At 38.0% G+C, this 16033-nt stretch carries 12 protein-coding genes; 7 read left to right on the top strand and 5 right to left on the bottom strand.

The window, feature by feature from the left end; translation table 11 throughout:
* Positions 1-52 precede the first annotated feature (52 nt).
* The 5 genes from D0T56_RS08130 to D0T56_RS08110 all read right to left on the bottom strand — a co-directional run bounded on the left by D0T56_RS08130 (position 53) and on the right by D0T56_RS08110 (position 7765).
* Complete coding sequence (locus D0T56_RS08130) at positions 53-1138, bottom strand: porin (RefSeq protein ID WP_163319643.1); 1086 nt, start codon at positions 1136-1138, stop codon at positions 53-55.
* A gap of 55 nt (positions 1139-1193) precedes the next feature.
* Positions 1194-2261, bottom strand: coding sequence for a type II asparaginase (locus D0T56_RS08125; protein ID WP_221412344.1), 1068 nt, complete (start codon positions 2259-2261; stop codon positions 1194-1196).
* A 23-nt stretch (positions 2262-2284) separates the two neighbouring features.
* A complete protein-coding gene (aspD, locus tag D0T56_RS08120) occupies positions 2285-3925 on the bottom strand; it encodes an aspartate 4-decarboxylase (protein ID WP_163319642.1) in 1641 nt (546 codons plus the stop codon).
* Positions 3926-4580: 655 nt separating this feature from the next.
* Positions 4581-6281, bottom strand: coding sequence for an aspartate-alanine antiporter (aspT, locus tag D0T56_RS08115; RefSeq protein ID WP_163319641.1), 1701 nt, complete (start codon positions 6279-6281; stop codon positions 4581-4583).
* A gap of 170 nt (positions 6282-6451) precedes the next feature.
* Entirely contained in the window at positions 6452-7765 is a 1314-nt protein-coding gene (locus D0T56_RS08110; RefSeq protein WP_163319640.1) for an MFS transporter, read from the bottom strand.
* Between the two features lie 306 nt (positions 7766-8071).
* Here D0T56_RS08110 and D0T56_RS08105 point away from each other — a divergent pair, with 306 nt between their 5' ends.
* The 7 genes from D0T56_RS08105 to D0T56_RS08075 all read left to right on the top strand — a co-directional run bounded on the left by D0T56_RS08105 (position 8072) and on the right by D0T56_RS08075 (position 16030).
* Complete coding sequence (locus D0T56_RS08105; RefSeq protein ID WP_163319639.1) at positions 8072-9100, top strand: iron ABC transporter permease; 1029 nt, start codon at positions 8072-8074, stop codon at positions 9098-9100.
* 8 nt (positions 9101-9108) lie between these two features.
* Positions 9109-10164 (top strand): hypothetical protein, encoded by a 1056-nt coding sequence (locus D0T56_RS08100; protein ID WP_163319638.1) that lies wholly within the window; start codon positions 9109-9111, stop codon positions 10162-10164.
* A gap of 3 nt (positions 10165-10167) precedes the next feature.
* Positions 10168-11175 (top strand): ABC transporter ATP-binding protein, encoded by a 1008-nt coding sequence (locus D0T56_RS08095; protein ID WP_185153863.1) that lies wholly within the window; start codon positions 10168-10170, stop codon positions 11173-11175.
* A gap of 88 nt (positions 11176-11263) precedes the next feature.
* Positions 11264-12292, top strand: a complete 1029-nt coding sequence (gene hisC / locus D0T56_RS08090) for a histidinol-phosphate transaminase (RefSeq protein WP_163319636.1) — start codon at positions 11264-11266, stop codon at positions 12290-12292.
* Positions 12289-13407 (top strand): bifunctional histidinol-phosphatase/imidazoleglycerol-phosphate dehydratase HisB, encoded by a 1119-nt coding sequence (gene hisB, locus D0T56_RS08085; RefSeq protein WP_163319635.1) that lies wholly within the window; start codon positions 12289-12291, stop codon positions 13405-13407. Before hisC ends, hisB begins: the two co-directional genes overlap by 4 nt.
* Positions 13408-14291: 884 nt before the next feature.
* Entirely contained in the window at positions 14292-15005 is a 714-nt protein-coding gene (locus D0T56_RS08080; protein ID WP_163319634.1) for a hypothetical protein, read from the top strand.
* Positions 15006-15502: 497 nt separating this feature from the next.
* On the top strand, positions 15503-16030 hold the full coding sequence (locus D0T56_RS08075) for a recombinase family protein (RefSeq protein ID WP_163319633.1): 528 nt from the start codon (positions 15503-15505) through the stop codon (positions 16028-16030).
* The last annotated feature ends 3 nt before the right edge of the window (positions 16031-16033 follow it).

Below are 16033 nucleotides of genomic sequence, written 5' to 3'. Positions count from 1 at the left end.
TTTAATTGAAATAGTCCCATTTTTTTCTTAATATTAGATTAGTTATATCCGGTTATTTAGCTTTAAACAACCATCTTGTACCTACAAGAAATGTATGTGTGTCTACATTTCCTTTACTGCTGAAATTTCCTAAGAAATCGGTATTACCATAAGCGTATGCAGCATGAAAGCGTAAATCTTTAACCAGATTGTTGGTGAAAGGATAGAACTCTACAACTGCCTGAATACCTTTGGTTTCGTAAGCATTGTTGTCGAAATCCTTGTCGTGACGCTGATTCCATGTTCCCTTTACAAAAGGTTTCCATTTGCCAAAATCATATTTCAGATTCAATGATAGAGATTGGTCACGCACATATCTTGTGCCGAGGTCTGCAACTTCCACCACCGAACTGTAATCCATATTACGGTTGCCCAGATAATAATCCAACTCGGTAGTAAATTTGCCGATATTCAGCTGAGTACCTGCTGTCAGCCAGTTATAAAATTTCTTTTTACTATGTTGAAATGCTCCATATCCCCAACGTGTTTTCACCATTCCATCCAGAAGATTTCCTTCCCATAATACGTTCACAGCAAGAGCCTTATTTTTGTATTTCTCACTTGCAAATTGTGGCGCATCCGAGTTAACGACTTGCAGATTCATTGTTTGCCCTGCAAAACGATATGCGACATTAACTCCGGTCTTATAAGCATCCAAATCGTCGAATGCCATTGTCGGTTGATAAATATCGGCAGGATTGTAATCGTATTCGAACGTACCGAATTGTACGGATTGCTTACCCGCAGTGATTGTCCAATCTTTACCTATGTCGAAGGCTAACCATGCCTGGTCTGTTGCTCCCGAATAACCTTCACGAAGAGGTGTTTGCGGCTTGTTTAGACGATGGCGAACCCGATAACGGATTCCGGGTATAATTTCTCCCGCCAACCAAATCTTGAACGTTTGACCTTTGAAGGTGGCTTCGTCAAAATCTCCGTTCTTTATACTTGTTTGAAAATCAACACGGGTATCGAGCATTATGTTGAGCATCTTGTCGTCCCACAGCAATTTATCCAATATATTTTGGCTCTCTTTATGCTGCGCGAAAGCACTGATACTTAGAAACAAAGCTCCTAAAAGTATGTATATCTTTTTCATATCATTTTAAGTTAAATTGTAGGGTGGGGGATAACCCACCCCCGAAAACAAAATGTCAATATTCCGAAAACATTCGCTGTATCTCTTTGTAGTCATTGGTTTTAGTCAAAGCCAGCATCAACAACACACGTGATCTGTATGGGTTGATAAACCAAGATGCAGCAAAACCTAATTGATCGTCGTTCACTTCGTCCCATTGAGCAGTTGGTCCTGTCATGATTCTGGAAGATCGAACCACAGCTACACCATGTTGCTTTGTCGCTTTTTCCAATTCGTTTTGCATAACAGTTGTCATGTTTCCATTTCCAACGCCAGCCACAACAATTCCTTTTGCTCCGGCTTTCAAGGCAGCATCAACAAACAATGCCGTTGCGTTAGAATAACTAAGAATAATCTCCACACGAGGAAGTTTGGTAACATGGGTGATGTCAAATTCCGACTTGGATGTATGACGTTTTACCGATTCTCTCGTATAGATAGGTTTTCCATTGTAAACAATGCCTAAAGGTCCGTAGTTTGGATTCCGGAATGTTCCTACACTCAATGTGTTTGTTTTAGCCAAATCGTCTGCTCCCAGAATTTTATCATCCATAACCACCATTACGCCTTTTCCTGTCGAAAGAGGTGAAACGGCTGCAGCTACTGCATTGTAGATATTACGCGGGCCATCGGCACTAATGGCAGTTGACGGACGCATAGACCCTACCAAGATCACAGGCTTATTGCTTTTCACCGTCAGGTTCAGAAAATAAGCAGTTTCTTCCTGTGTATCAGTTCCGTGAGTAATAACGATACCATCGGCATCACCCTTCAGCAATTCATTTACTCTTTTACTTAGTTTCAGCCAAACTTCGTCGTTCATATCCTGACTACCGATATTCGCAACCTGTTCGGCCTTGATGTTTGCTATATCCTTGATTTCAGGAACTGCGCTCAACAACTGGTCTACGGTTATAGCTCCGGCTTTGTATCCTGCCGTTACTTCCGTTGCACCTTGTCCGGCAATAGTTCCGCCGGTTGCTAATATGTAAATTGTCGGCTTATTCTGACCAAATGCCGCAACTGACATGAATAGAGTAATCATCAACAGACCAAATACTCTTTGCATTTTACTTGTTTTCATAATGTGCATATTATTTGATTAATTTACTTTTTTGTACTTTTCCAAGCCTCTACGTAATCTTGCATGGTTTCGGCCAGTTCTTTACCTATCACACTATAATCCTGATCTTCCAGATTGGCAAGAGACACACGTACAGACCACTCAGGTCCGGCAAATCCGCCACCATTAAGTAAAACGATAGATGATTTTTCAGCTAATCGGAAAACAATATCCACGGGTTCGAAATTTTTTTCGAGGAACGCTACAAATTCCTTTCCGTAATTGTTCAATGCCCACTCGTGAATATCAATTTCGCAGTAATAAGCTGCCCTTTCAGGATCGGGTATCACAGGGATATTCAATCCTTGCCAAAGAAGATTGTATCGGTTGCGAAGAAGTTTAATAGACGCTTCTTTATATTTATCTTCAGTATCGAGCAATGCAAAAGCTGCAAAAAGCATCATCTGCATTTGTTGCGGAGTGGACAATCCGGCTGTGTGATTTAAAGCAACCTGACGACTATCGGCAACCAAACGGTCGATAAACTTCAATTTTTCGGGATGTAGTGTCAGGCTTTCATATAGTTTTGCCAACCTTTGCTTATCTTTTTCGGGAATTGCCGAAAGCATCCTGTCATATACATTATCCTCATACAGAGCAATAACGCCTAAACGCCAACCTGTTGCACCAAAATATTTTGAGAAGGAATAAACACACAACGTATTTTGTGGAAGCTCGTTCATCAAGGAGTTAAATCCGGGAACAAATGTGCCATACACATCGTCTGTCAGAATCATCAAATTGGGATTCAGATTTTTAATCACTTTTACAAGGTATTTTCTGCTCTTATCAGAAATTTCGACAGAAGTCGGATTGCTAGGATTTACAATAAAAAATGCCTTTATTGATTTATCACCCAACTTATCCAACTCTTCCTCAGGATATTGGAATGTAGAGTTTCCGTTTTCATCTTTAGCAACTCCGTTTACATAAGTTACTTTGAGCTGATATTTGGCAAGATCCGGAATTTCGAGATATGGGGTAAAAATAGGAACACCAAGAGCTATCCTGTCTCCTTTTTTCAATAAACAATTCTCAAATAACGAATCAAAGATATAACACATTGCCGCCGTACCGCCTTCAACCGCAAACAGGTCGTATCTACCGCTACGTAGAGGGTTTTTTGCACACATTTCCTGAATCAGATAATCATGTACAATAATTTCGGCATGTTTCAGCATTCTCACCGGACTTGGATATTGGTCGCCCACAATGCCTTCTGCCATTTCAAAAACCCAACTGTCAGCATCGAAATTATGTTTGTCAATACCATATTTATAAATGCCTTTCAAGAGATCAACTCCCGGAAGTTGCTTGTTTTTTTCAAGAAAATCTTCAAATCTTTTTGCTATTCCTTTTTTCTGGGGAATACCAGCCAAACCGACCGGGTAATCCATTGCCAACTTTGACTCCTGAACCCCGAACTGACCTAAAGTAAAGAACGCTTCACGAGGCACTGTTGCTGTCCAGTTTGGATTGCCACGACCTGCATTTAGCATTGTTTTTACAGGCTTTTTTTGTTGGTCGGATGCCAAGCTGATTAAGTTATCTTTCAATTCGAACGGACTTAGCTGCTCTAATTGTTGTTCACGTTTTCGTGATGTTTTTAATTTATCAATATCCATAACTTTTATTTTTTTTGTGAAAGATTTTATCTTGAATAAGATTTATACTTCTCGTTTTTAATTAATTATTTTAAATGTTGGTTTTTCTTCTCAACTTTTTGGTGTCAAAAAGTTGCAAAAAACAGTGCTTCGTGACTCGCCGACCTGACAAAGCGATTCGTTGACTAAACTAAATAAACTCGCTACGCTCAGACAGACATTTAGTTTTGCGCCAACTTTATCGGTCAGGTCACCCAGCTGCGTCACTAATGCACGTCACGCTTACGCCCAATTTTAAAAACGTGACATTTAGCTGATTGACGGGGTACCCACACAGCGCAAATAAGCGGTAGAAACAAAAAGCTGTTTGAGCATAGCCGAACCATTCTAGTTTTAACAGTCTTTTGGTGCGAGTTATTTTTTGTTCAGCTTATAAGCTGTATAGTGGGTCGGCAAGAAGCCTGAGTCACAGAAAGCCTTTTTGATTCCTTTTGCGGCTTAAGGCAAAAGGAATGCAAGCAATCTATATGATTGTGCGCAGAACAAACTAATGATAATGAATCAAATAACACTTTATTCGATATAATGTCTAATAATTTTTTACTCACTCATTAAGTAACAAACTTATAATTGGCTTTGATTTTTATATTTACCAAAGTAATAGGAGGACTGCGATCTAACTCATTAACAACACGATAACCACACCCCAAATGATAAGAAGGGTATTTCCTACGGCATAGGTTGTTGTGTATGACAACGCAGGCACTTTACTTTGAAGCGAATCTTCCAAAGCTCCGAGAGCTGCGGTTGTGGTTCGTGCTCCGGCACAAGCTCCAAGTGTGATAGCAGGCTGAAATTTAAATACATATCGTCCTAAAAGAATACCGATGAGCATAGGAATAAGGCTGGCGAAGATGCCGGCAATAAACAAGCTGACGCCTGCGGCTTTCAATCCGGCGATAAAATCCGGTCCCGCATTAATACCTACAACGGCTATAAATATGTTAAGACCAAGGTTGTTCATCAGCCAAATTGCAGGTTCGGGTACAGCTCCGAACGTTGGGCGGCGAGAACGTAACCAGCCGAAAATAATTCCCATGATGAGAACTCCACCACTGGCACTTAAACTTAATGGCACGTTTCCTGTGTGAAATGTCAATGACCCTAAAATTCCTCCTAGAAATATTCCTGCTCCTACATAGAGTAGATCTGTAATATTTGTGGGGCGTTCGGCAAATCCAAGGTATGCGGCAAAGCGGTCGACATCGGTTTTTCTGCCTTCTATTTCAACAATATCTCCACGTTGAAGTTTTACTTCTTTCAACAAAGGCAGAGTTGCTTTACCCCGATGTATCTTCCTGATTACGACGCCATGACGTTCTTTACTGGTTTTCAACGCCCGAAGAGTTTTACCTTCGGCTTTCTTGTTTGCTACAATTACCCTCAGAGCTTCTGATCTGAAATCGAGTAGCTCTATGTCTGCAACTTCAACGCCTATCAGATTTTCATCAGCCAGCAATGTGTCTAATGGTCCATTCAGTACAAGGTTGTCTCCTTTGTTTATTTTAGTATTTAAGTCAGGCTCAGAAATTATTTCACCTTTACTTGTGCGAATACGTTCTATAAAAACAGGCCAGTCTTTTACAACTAACATATCTTCAACTTCCTTCACCGTTCTCTCCTGACTGAAAAAATCGCTGGTTGCCTGTATTACCCTGAAAGTAGTTCCATCGTAGGCATCTTCTTCACTAGCGTCGCTTTCATTCAGAGAGCCGCCTAAGGTTGCTTCATATTCTTTCGTTTGCTTGATGATGTCTTTCCCCAACAATTTAGGGCCAATTGAAGCCAAAAACCAAGCAGTTCCGGCCGTACCGAAAATATAAGTCACGGCATAAGCTACGGGTATCTGATTAATGTATTGATGCTTCTCAGCATCGCCAATAGACAATTGATTAATTGTATCGGAAGCAACTCCAATCACTGCCGATATTGTGTTTGCTCCCGCAAGCAATCCGGCTGCGTTGCCTAAATCAAATCCCGCAATCAGGGCAGCAACCCACGATACCAGTAAACATGCCACACACACGATAGCAGCAAAAGCAATTTGAGGTAGTCCGTCTTTTTTCAATCCTTGAACAAACTGCGGACCAACGCTGTATCCGACAGCAAACAAGAAAATAAGAAAAAATGTTGATTTCACTGTCGGGGAAACAACAATGTCTAATTGCCCGATAACCACCCCCATCAACAAAACTCCGGTTACAGAGCCTAACCCAAAACCTTTTATTTTAATCTGCCCAACGGCAAATCCTAATGCAAGAGTGAGAAAGACTGCCAACTCCGGAGAGTCCTGCATAGTTTTTATTATCCATTCCATAAACTCAATGTATTTTTTTTATTACTTCAATCATAAATACAACAAGTCTCCGGTTATTTTGTTTGAAAAGGAAATGGAATAGATGTTTTTATGAGTAACGAAAACGGACAAAAAAAATAGGGAAGATGTTTTCACACCTTCCCCATTTTGAATATTTATTGTCTTAGATTTTATTCCACAGGAATGTCTTTGTTCACATTTTTAGATCCGATTGCAGCATAATACAGCAAATAAGCAAGACCAGCAAATATGATCCAATACGAAGTCATATATGTAGTTGCATCAGCTATCACATTTTGCAATAGTGGAAGGATTCCTCCACCTACAACCATCATCATGAAGATTCCGGATGCAGAAGCAACATATTTACCCAAACCTTCTACCGCAAGATTGAAGATTCCACCCCACATTACAGATGTGCAAAGACCACACAATACAAGGAATAATGCACTGATAGGCACCGAAACCATTGCTACGGAAGATCCTGTAAATGCAGGCATAGAAACTGTTGTTGTGATGGGCGAGAATATAGCAGCAACTACAAGTGCCAAAGCAACTGCAGATGCTACGGTAAGCATAATTTTACTGGAAACTTTTCCTCCGATAAATCCACCAACGAAACGACCGATAAGCATAAGGAACCAATATGTTCCTGTAACGAATCCGGCAATTGTAGCTCCTACATTCCCTGCTTTTGCATCTTCAAGGAAATAGTTCATAGTTCCCGGTATACCGATTTCAACTCCTACATATACGAAGATACCAATCGCACCTAAAACAAAGTGTTTGAAACTCCAAGCACTGAAACTGTCTTTTACCTTATTCACCACATCGGATGCTTTTTCAAGGTGTGGCTCCGGTATTTGAACCATTGATAGAATGATAAATGCAACTGCAAAAACACCCATTGCAATGAACAATACAGGGTTTACGTCAGAAATAGCTGTGTCTTTTGTTACTTTACCGATCAAAGCTCCAACCAACATCGGAGTGATTGTTCCTGCCAATGAATTGAAAGAACCTCCAATTTGTAGCAATTGGTTTCCCTTTCTGCCACCACCACCAAGAGTGTTAAGCATTGGGTTAACCACGGTATTCAACATACATACACAAAAACCGCAAACAAATGCTCCAAGCAAATAAACATAAAAATTGAGCGGAAGAGAGAATAAAAATTCACTGGTAGGTGCAATTCCTGACAGGAACTGGATTCCCACGCCAATAAATCCAACAGCTACGGCAATAAGCGCCGTTACTTTGTATCCTCTTTTACTTAACAATTTACCGGCAGGTATTCCCATGAAGAGATAGGCCGCAAAGTTCATCAAGTTACCCAACATTCCGATAGTATTGGAACCTGCAAACTGATTTTTCCAGATTACCCCAACAGGGGCAGCCAGATTAGTTACAAAAGAGATCATAGCAAAAAGCATGATCATCATCACAATTGGAACTGTGTAATTCTTGTTTTCAGTAGTACTCATAAAAAAAAATTAGTTAGTTTTTTTGATTATTATATAGATAAATTCGTAAATTATAGTGATATCATCGTAATATTTTCCTTTGAAATAGACTTTTGTATAATGAAAACGCAAAAATCATGTAAATTTATTATGTTGATTTAGGCTAGCCTAATAAATAATAGTGTTCTAAAACATATTTACAAATCTTGCAAAATTAAAAAATTCATACAACTCAGCTAAGTGACGATATTTCTGTTATTCGTCTTTCTTTTCACGGAAAAGTTTTAGTTTTGTAACGCGAAATAAATAATTTCCCTTTCTAAATTAATGTCAGCTACTCTAAAATATACAATAATTGCCACAGTAGGAATCGTAATACTGTTTTTCGCCAATCTTTTCTTCGGATCGGTTAATATTCCTATTGAATCTGTTTTTGAGATACTTATAGGAAAGAATGTTGAACGGCAGGCATGGGCACATATTGTTCTCGAATCTCGATTGCCTCAAGCATTTACAGCCTTATTCACAGGTGGAGCTATTGCCGTCTCCGGTCTGCTTTTGCAAACTTCGTTCCGAAACCCGCTTGCCGACCCCGGTATATTGGGTATCACATCAGGGGCTAGTTTGGGCGTGGCATTGATTGTACTTCTGCTGGGCGGTGCTGTTGGGGGAATTGCAGGATTAGATATATCCCAATCTTTATTTGTGGTGTTTGGGGCTTTTCTGGGCGCATTGATGATATTATCTGTTATTATTGGATTTGCATCTGTTGTGAAAAGCAACGTAATGTTGCTTATTATAGGTATCATGGTCGGGTATTTTACATCATCTATTATAACGTTGCTTCAATTTTTCAGCGATAGCGAAAGCCTCTTTTCATATACAATATGGGGCATGGGTAGTTTTGCCAGCGTATCGTCAGATCAGTTGCCGTTCTATTGCATCACAGTCTGCATTGGTTTGTTTTTATCCGTTTTGTTGATAAAACCTCTCAATGCTTTATTGCTGGGAGAGCGATATGCTGCAAATTTGGGTGTGAACGTAAAGCGTATAAGGCTGCTTCTTTTGCTGTGTGCAGGTTTGTTAACTGCCATAACAACAGCCTATTGCGGACCTATTTCCTTTATCGGGCTAGCTGTTCCGCACATAGTGAGGTTGATATTAGGAACATCAAACCATAAGAGTTTATTACCTTTAACCATTCTCACAGGTGCATGTGTGGCACTGTTATGCAATCTGCTGAGTGTTATCCCAAGTTTCGGAATAATTCCGCTTAATGCGATTACGCCCATATTTGGTGCGCCTGTCATTATTTATGTTATTATCAATCAGCGTAAAATTCAGTACTTTAACTAGAAAATATTATGAGAAATGTATTGTTAGTATCAATTCTGTTATGCAATCTTATTTTGCATGGAGCAATGTATGAGTTGGAAGGAACAATAGGTAAATACCCTATTTTTATGCAGTTAGAAACTTATGATGATGGAGATATACGGGGAACTTATTATTACAAATCATCTTTAAAAGATATTGTTGTCAGTGGCAGGCTGAAAGCCGGTGTTTACAAAATGACAGTAGAATCGGAATACGATAAAGTATCGGAAACATTCACGCTTCGCCGTAGTGGGAATAATTTTACGGGTACTTGGGTGAATGACAAGAAAAAGAGTTTGGCAGTCTCCTTAAAACCTTTAAATGCGGCTCCCTATAAAAGTTTGTATGATCATTTGCCAATAATGCAAAATATGAGAGAGGAAGATCCTTACAGTTATGTACGCATGAGTTTTGTTGCTTTGAAGCGAGATACTGTGGAGGTGAAAAATGGCAAGTCAATTGTTTGGTTCACCGAAAAGCATTGCGATATGCCGTTTTTCCGTTTAGGAAATGGTTTTAGCAAAGATCAATTATCGAAAGTAAATCCTTTGCTCGATGAAAAGCATCTCGATTTTATACTTGCACAACTGACTTGTGCTTCACCTTGGACATATAATGAGGGTTCGAGTGTGGGATACCGAACCTCAGTAGATTATTTATCAGACGATTTACTCGGTTTCGAAGTTTTTGCATCATATTATTGCGGGGGTGCGCATCCCGATTTTTACACTATGGGTTTTCTTGTCGATTTACACTCAGGAAGCGAATATAAGAAGGAAGATGTTTATGATATATCGACAGAGCAATTGCTCAAAGTGTTGCAAAGCGAACACCACTTTACCCCGCCAACCGATGACGATGATTATTGCGACTACACGGATTCTTCTATATGGGAATATCCAAGTTTTTCGTTCACCGAAGGAGGCGTGAGAGTGATACCATCTTTTTTCCGTGCGGCCAGATCATGTGAAGTTGATTTCTTTATCCCGTATTCAAAGCTGAACGCTTACAAGTTGAGTAGTTTTCCATATACCTTAAAATAGTTGATGGAACAAGAAGTGCTCATATCGTCCCAAAATCTGAGTATCGGGTATACACAGGGAAAAGAAAAGCAAGTGTTGTACAACAACCTTTCGTTCGATCTGTTTTCGGGCGAACTGACTTGTCTTATCGGAACAAACGGAGCCGGAAAATCTACATTATTCAGAACCATAGGTTCTTTGCAGATGCCGCTTTCGGGGAAAATATTAGTTAAAAACAAAGATGTTAGAGAATATTCGGAGCAAGAGTTATCTCAATTGATGGGATTGGTACTTACCGACCAAACATCTGTCGGAGGACTGAAAGTTAAAGAAGTGGTGTCACTTGGCCGTTACCCGTATACGGGTTTTTGGGGAAAACTTTCGAAGGAAGACAAACACATCGTGGCAAATGCAATGTCGGATGTAGGGATACAGTATAAGTCGAAAACATATATGGCCGAACTTTCCGACGGAGAGCGGCAAAAGGTGATGATTGCAAAGGCTTTAGCGCAAGAATGTCCTATCATTATTTTAGATGAGCCAACTGCCTTTCTGGACGTAACAAGCCGTATCGAGGTTATGGATTTGCTTCATCGGCTGGCGGTGGAAAAAAACAAGGCGGTGGTTATGTCGACTCACGATATTGAACTGGCATTGATGTTGGCTGATAAATTGTGGCTGTTGTCGAGAGAAAATGGCTTACACTGCGGAAATACGGAAGATATAATTCTTTCGGGGCAAATGTCCGAATTCTTCTCAAGCGATAATATCCTTTTCGAAAAACAGTCGGGGCGATTTAAGCCGTCATCGAAAAAAGGAAGAAACGTTCGTCTGACAGCTTCGGGCGATCTGCAGTATTGGGGTAGAAATATACTTGAACGTAAGGGATATACGATAGTTGAAGATAAAGAATCGGCGGCACTGAACGTGATAATAGAATCCGGAGAGCAAATTACAATAGAAACAGGAAATAATACAAAAACAGTGTCTTCATTTGGCGAATTGTCAGATTATCTGAAAGAACTACAATAAAAAGATTGATAATAGGCTAATTCTGCTTACTTTTGTGTTTCGGAGTTGAGTAATTGATAATATTCAAGATATATTTAATAGTTGAACTATGAACCTGCAAAAACTTGTACGAAAAAATATCCGGGAAATGAAGCCGTATTCTTCGGCACGAAACGAATTTAAGGGAGAAGCATCTGTTTATCTTGATGCAAATGAAAACCCTCTGAATTCGCCTTACAACCGCTATCCTGACCCATTGCAAATGAAACTAAAGGAAAAAATAGCCGGGCAGAAAGGTGTCGATCCATCCCGAATATTTCTGGGTAATGGCAGTGATGAGCCTATTGATCTGGTTTTTCGTGTTTTTTGCGAACCGGGTGTGGACAATGTTGTGGCAATTGACCCCACTTACGGAATGTATAAGGTTTGTGCAGACATCAATAATGTAGAGTATAGGAAAGTCTTATTGAATAAAGATTACACACTCGATTCGAGCCATTTGCTTGATGCCGTGGACGAAAATACAAAGCTGATTTTCTTATGTTCACCAAACAATCCGTCAGGGAATCTTCTTGATAAGGATGAAGTGAGGAAAATTATAACAACATTCAACGGAATTGTAGTGTTGGACGAAGCGTATATCGATTTTGCCGTAAATGAAAGTTGGTTGCCTGAATTGGATAAATATCTCAACCTGATTGTTTTGCAAACATTTTCAAAAGCATGGGGATTGGCAGCAATACGGTTGGGAATGGCTTTTGCTTCACCTGAAATAATCAGTTTTTTTAATAAAGTAAAATATCCGTACAATATCAATCAATTGACTCAGGAATATGTTCTGAATGAGCTGGATAGACAAGAAACAAAAAATGAATGGGTAGATTATATCATTCAACAAAGAGATTTTTTAGAAAAAGAATTGGCTGATATAGAATTGGTTGAACAAATAATACCTTCCGATGCAAATTTTATATTGATAAAGGTTTCCGATCCTGTTGAAATTTACAATTATCTGGTACAGAATGGAATAATTGTGAGGAACAGGCATCTGATTTCTCTTTGTGAGGGTTGTTTACGGATAACCATCGGAACGAAAGAAGAAAATGAAAAACTAATCGCAGCACTTAGATCGAAATGAAAAAGAAAGTACTCTTTATAGATAGGGATGGAACAATTATAGTAGAGCCTCCCGTTGATTTTCAGATAGATAGCCTTGAAAAATTGGAATTTGTTCCGAAGGTGATACGAAACCTCTATTTTATTCGTAAAAACCTTGATTTTGAATTTGTTATGGTTACAAATCAGGATGGATTGGGCACTACGTCTTTTCCTGAAGATACGTTTTGGCCTGCCCAGAATAAAATGCTAAAGACATTGGAGGGCGAGGGCGTCTATTTTGATGATATACTGATAGATAAAAGCTTTCAGGAAGAAAATCTGCCAACCCGCAAGCCCGGAACAGCAATGTTGACAAAGTATCTTTCCGAAGAATACGATATGCAGCAGTCTTTTGTTATCGGCGACAGATTGACGGATGTTGAGTTGGCTAAAAACTTGGGATGCAGAGCCATTCTCATGCAAGAAGATATTGAATTGCCTACCGAACTGAAAGGTGTATGTGCCTTACAAACAACCGATTGGGATATAATCAGTGAATTTTTATTTGCGGGAGAGCGAAAAGCTGAGATAAAGCGAAAAACAAAAGAAACCGATATTTATATAAGCCTGAATCTGGATGGAAAAGGTAATTGTGAGATTGAAACCGGATTAGGGTTCTTTGATCACATGCTCGAACAGATAGGTAAACACGCAGGCGTGGATTTGTCCATAAAAGTTAAAGGCGATCTGAATGTAGATGAGCATCACACGATAGAAGATACAGGTATTGCCTTAGGCGAAGCCTTAGCACTTGCTTTGGGCAACAAAAGGGGTATAGAAAGGTATGGTTTCTGTCTGCCGATGGACGATTGCCTTTGCTCTGTGGCTCTTGATTTTGGAGGTCGTCCGTGGTTGGTTTGGGATGCCGATTTTAAGCGTGAAAGGGTGGGGGACATGCCTACCGAAATGTTCCTGCATTTTTTCAAATCGGTGAGCGATTCGGCTAAAATGAACTTGAACGTAAAGGCAGAAGGAGAGAATGAACATCACAAAATAGAAGGTATCTTTAAGGCTTTTGCCCGTGCCCTGAAAATGGCAAAGAAAAGAGATATCTTCAATTATGAATTACCATCAACAAAAGGAAAGATTTTTTAAAAGTTTGTAATGTCTTTATGGTTAAATCGTTATGAATGGAAAATAATTTCATTTTTTCTTCGGTAAAGAAAGAGCAATAAGCAATATTAAGCCATAAGACGCATCACATAACGATTGTTTCAGATTTTCAAACTTTTACTTTGCTCGAGGTCAATAAGTTAGTAACTTTGTATTGCGATAAAGAAAATAGGTGCTTATATCGAAGTGCCTATTTTTTTGCCTTGAAGATGACACCAGTACCACTTTTTATTATCCCACTTATTTATGAAGTACAATACTTATGAAGAATTAAAGAAACTTGCAACCGAAGCATTAAAGAGAGAAAATTAGAACCTTAAACCAAATGCAAAGAACATTGGAATATGGTTAAAGAAGAACGGATATATCAAAGTCCGAAAATAGATTGACAATGAACGCCGATTTTATTACTACCAACTACGCAACAGATAAAAAATAATCACTAGATATACTCCCTCTAGAAGATAGTTGTATAAGAAAAGTTTAGGAAAACCTGCGTTCGACAATTTGTATAAAACCTGCTGATAATTCACTACCTTATTCTTCACTACCTATATCGGTAAAAACTATTCCTTCGGAATAATTTTTTCATTTGGTTTACTTCTTTAATAAATACCGATATATACTCCTTCTAGATGAAATATTAATCAGATTAAATGAAATAACAATATAAATTAATAGATATGAACTATATCGTAATTCCGAAAGATATAATCGGATATAAAAGTAATAGCAAACTATCAGATATTTATACTTATGCCTGTATGAGAAGCACTATAAATTACAAAAGTGGAATATCAAAGATAAATTAGAAAACCTTATCTGAAATATTTGATATACCCGAACGAACTTTGTGCGATTCAATAATGAGATTACATAATCAGAAATTAATCACGATTGAAAGAAAAAAATATAAGAATGAAAACTCTGAAACAATACGGAAAAATTATTATCATTTCAATTTGAATCCTGAAAATTACTTCTTCGTGTTGAATAATTTCTTAAAATCTAATTTAGAGAGAGAAATAAAAGGTTTCCTTTTAATATTGAAAGCAATCTGTTTTAATAATACAAATACATATTCTTCTACTAGGAGGATAAAAGGCGGTCTTAATAAATCTGAATTGTCAAGACTTATAGGTATGAATATAAAGACTATCGAAAAGTATTTGGATATATCGGAAAAGTTAGATGAAATTGAGATTATTGATAATCAAATAGTAATAAAAAATAATTGTTTTCCATTAAGAGTGAAAGAGCATGGAAGTAAATTAGAAAATAGAAAAACTGAAATTATAAATACTATTCAAGAAATATGTAATAAGTACAATGCGATTATGCCTCTAGTAAGTGGAGAGGTATTAGATAGAATATTGCTTTATTATCCTTTACTAGAAGATAGCATTGAAAGAACAAATGACAATAATCTTATAAAGCAATGTTCATTTAGATATATACTAAATGAGAGATTAAAAAAATCATTACCGAAACAGTTTAATACAGAATATATTTTAAAGGTGTTAAATATATCCAAACCAGAGAAAAAAGAGATTACAAACTACAAATTTATTTTAGACTAACCTTATCCTCAAAAATTACCCCTCCTCATAAGTAAAAAGTAAAGACTTATATATATAAACAACGGCTTAGATACATTTATGTCCCCTCCAACCATTGACTAAGGAAAAACAAATCTTTCACGCAAAAAATATTTAAGAATCGGTTTAGAAAAAAACTGAGGGAAATTTAGGCGTTTTTTGTTCTCTGAAAAAACACTCCTAAAGTCTTAATATATCATCCTTTTTTCTAGAATAAAAATATAAGATATAAACCTAAAAAATGAATCAATAAGAAGAATAATAAAATCAAAAAATCAAGCCGTATTATTACGCCTATGAAGTGAAAAATATAGAACTACACTCTGTCTTAGGAAATCGCCAAAATTCTATCAGAGGGAACGATAAACGCCTGCACTTTTTTAAGTGTGGGCTTTGTCGTTTTAAGTCAATTAATCGGAGTGGCATTTTAATAACGTTCGTTATTGTTATGCTACTTTTTACTAGTAAAAAAGGATATTATGAAATATGTTATTTATTACAGAGTTTCCACAAAGAAACAAGGTGCAAGCGGTCTAGGATTGGAAGCACAAAAGACCATAGTAGAAAACTATACAAAGAATAGTATTGTCATTGCAGAATTTACAGAAATAGAAACAGGAAAAAGCGCAAATAGACCACAATTAAACAAGGCTTTAGAATGCTGTAAAATAAATAATGCTACTCTACTAGTTGCAAAGTTAGATAGGCTTGCAAGGAACTTGAATTTTATTACTTCTTTACAAGCCTCAAATATTGACTTTGTTTGTTGTGATATGCCAACTGCAAACCGTTTGACAATTCATATAATTGCAGCCATAGCAGAAAACGAAGCGCAATTAATCAGCCAACGAACAAAACAGGCACTCACAGAGAAAAAGAAACAAGGCATAAAGTTAGGCAATCCAAAAAATAACGGTTTAACCCTAGAGAATATTTCAAAAGGTTGTGCGACTAGTGAGGGGCTGAGAACGAAGCGGGGCGGCATTTGGGTGAGTGGTAACACGTAATTA

It is taken from the genome of Dysgonomonas sp. 520, assembly GCF_010501095.1.
Lineage (GTDB): Bacteria > Bacteroidota > Bacteroidia > Bacteroidales > Dysgonomonadaceae > QVMP01.
This window is presented reverse-complemented; position numbering and strand designations above follow the sequence as displayed.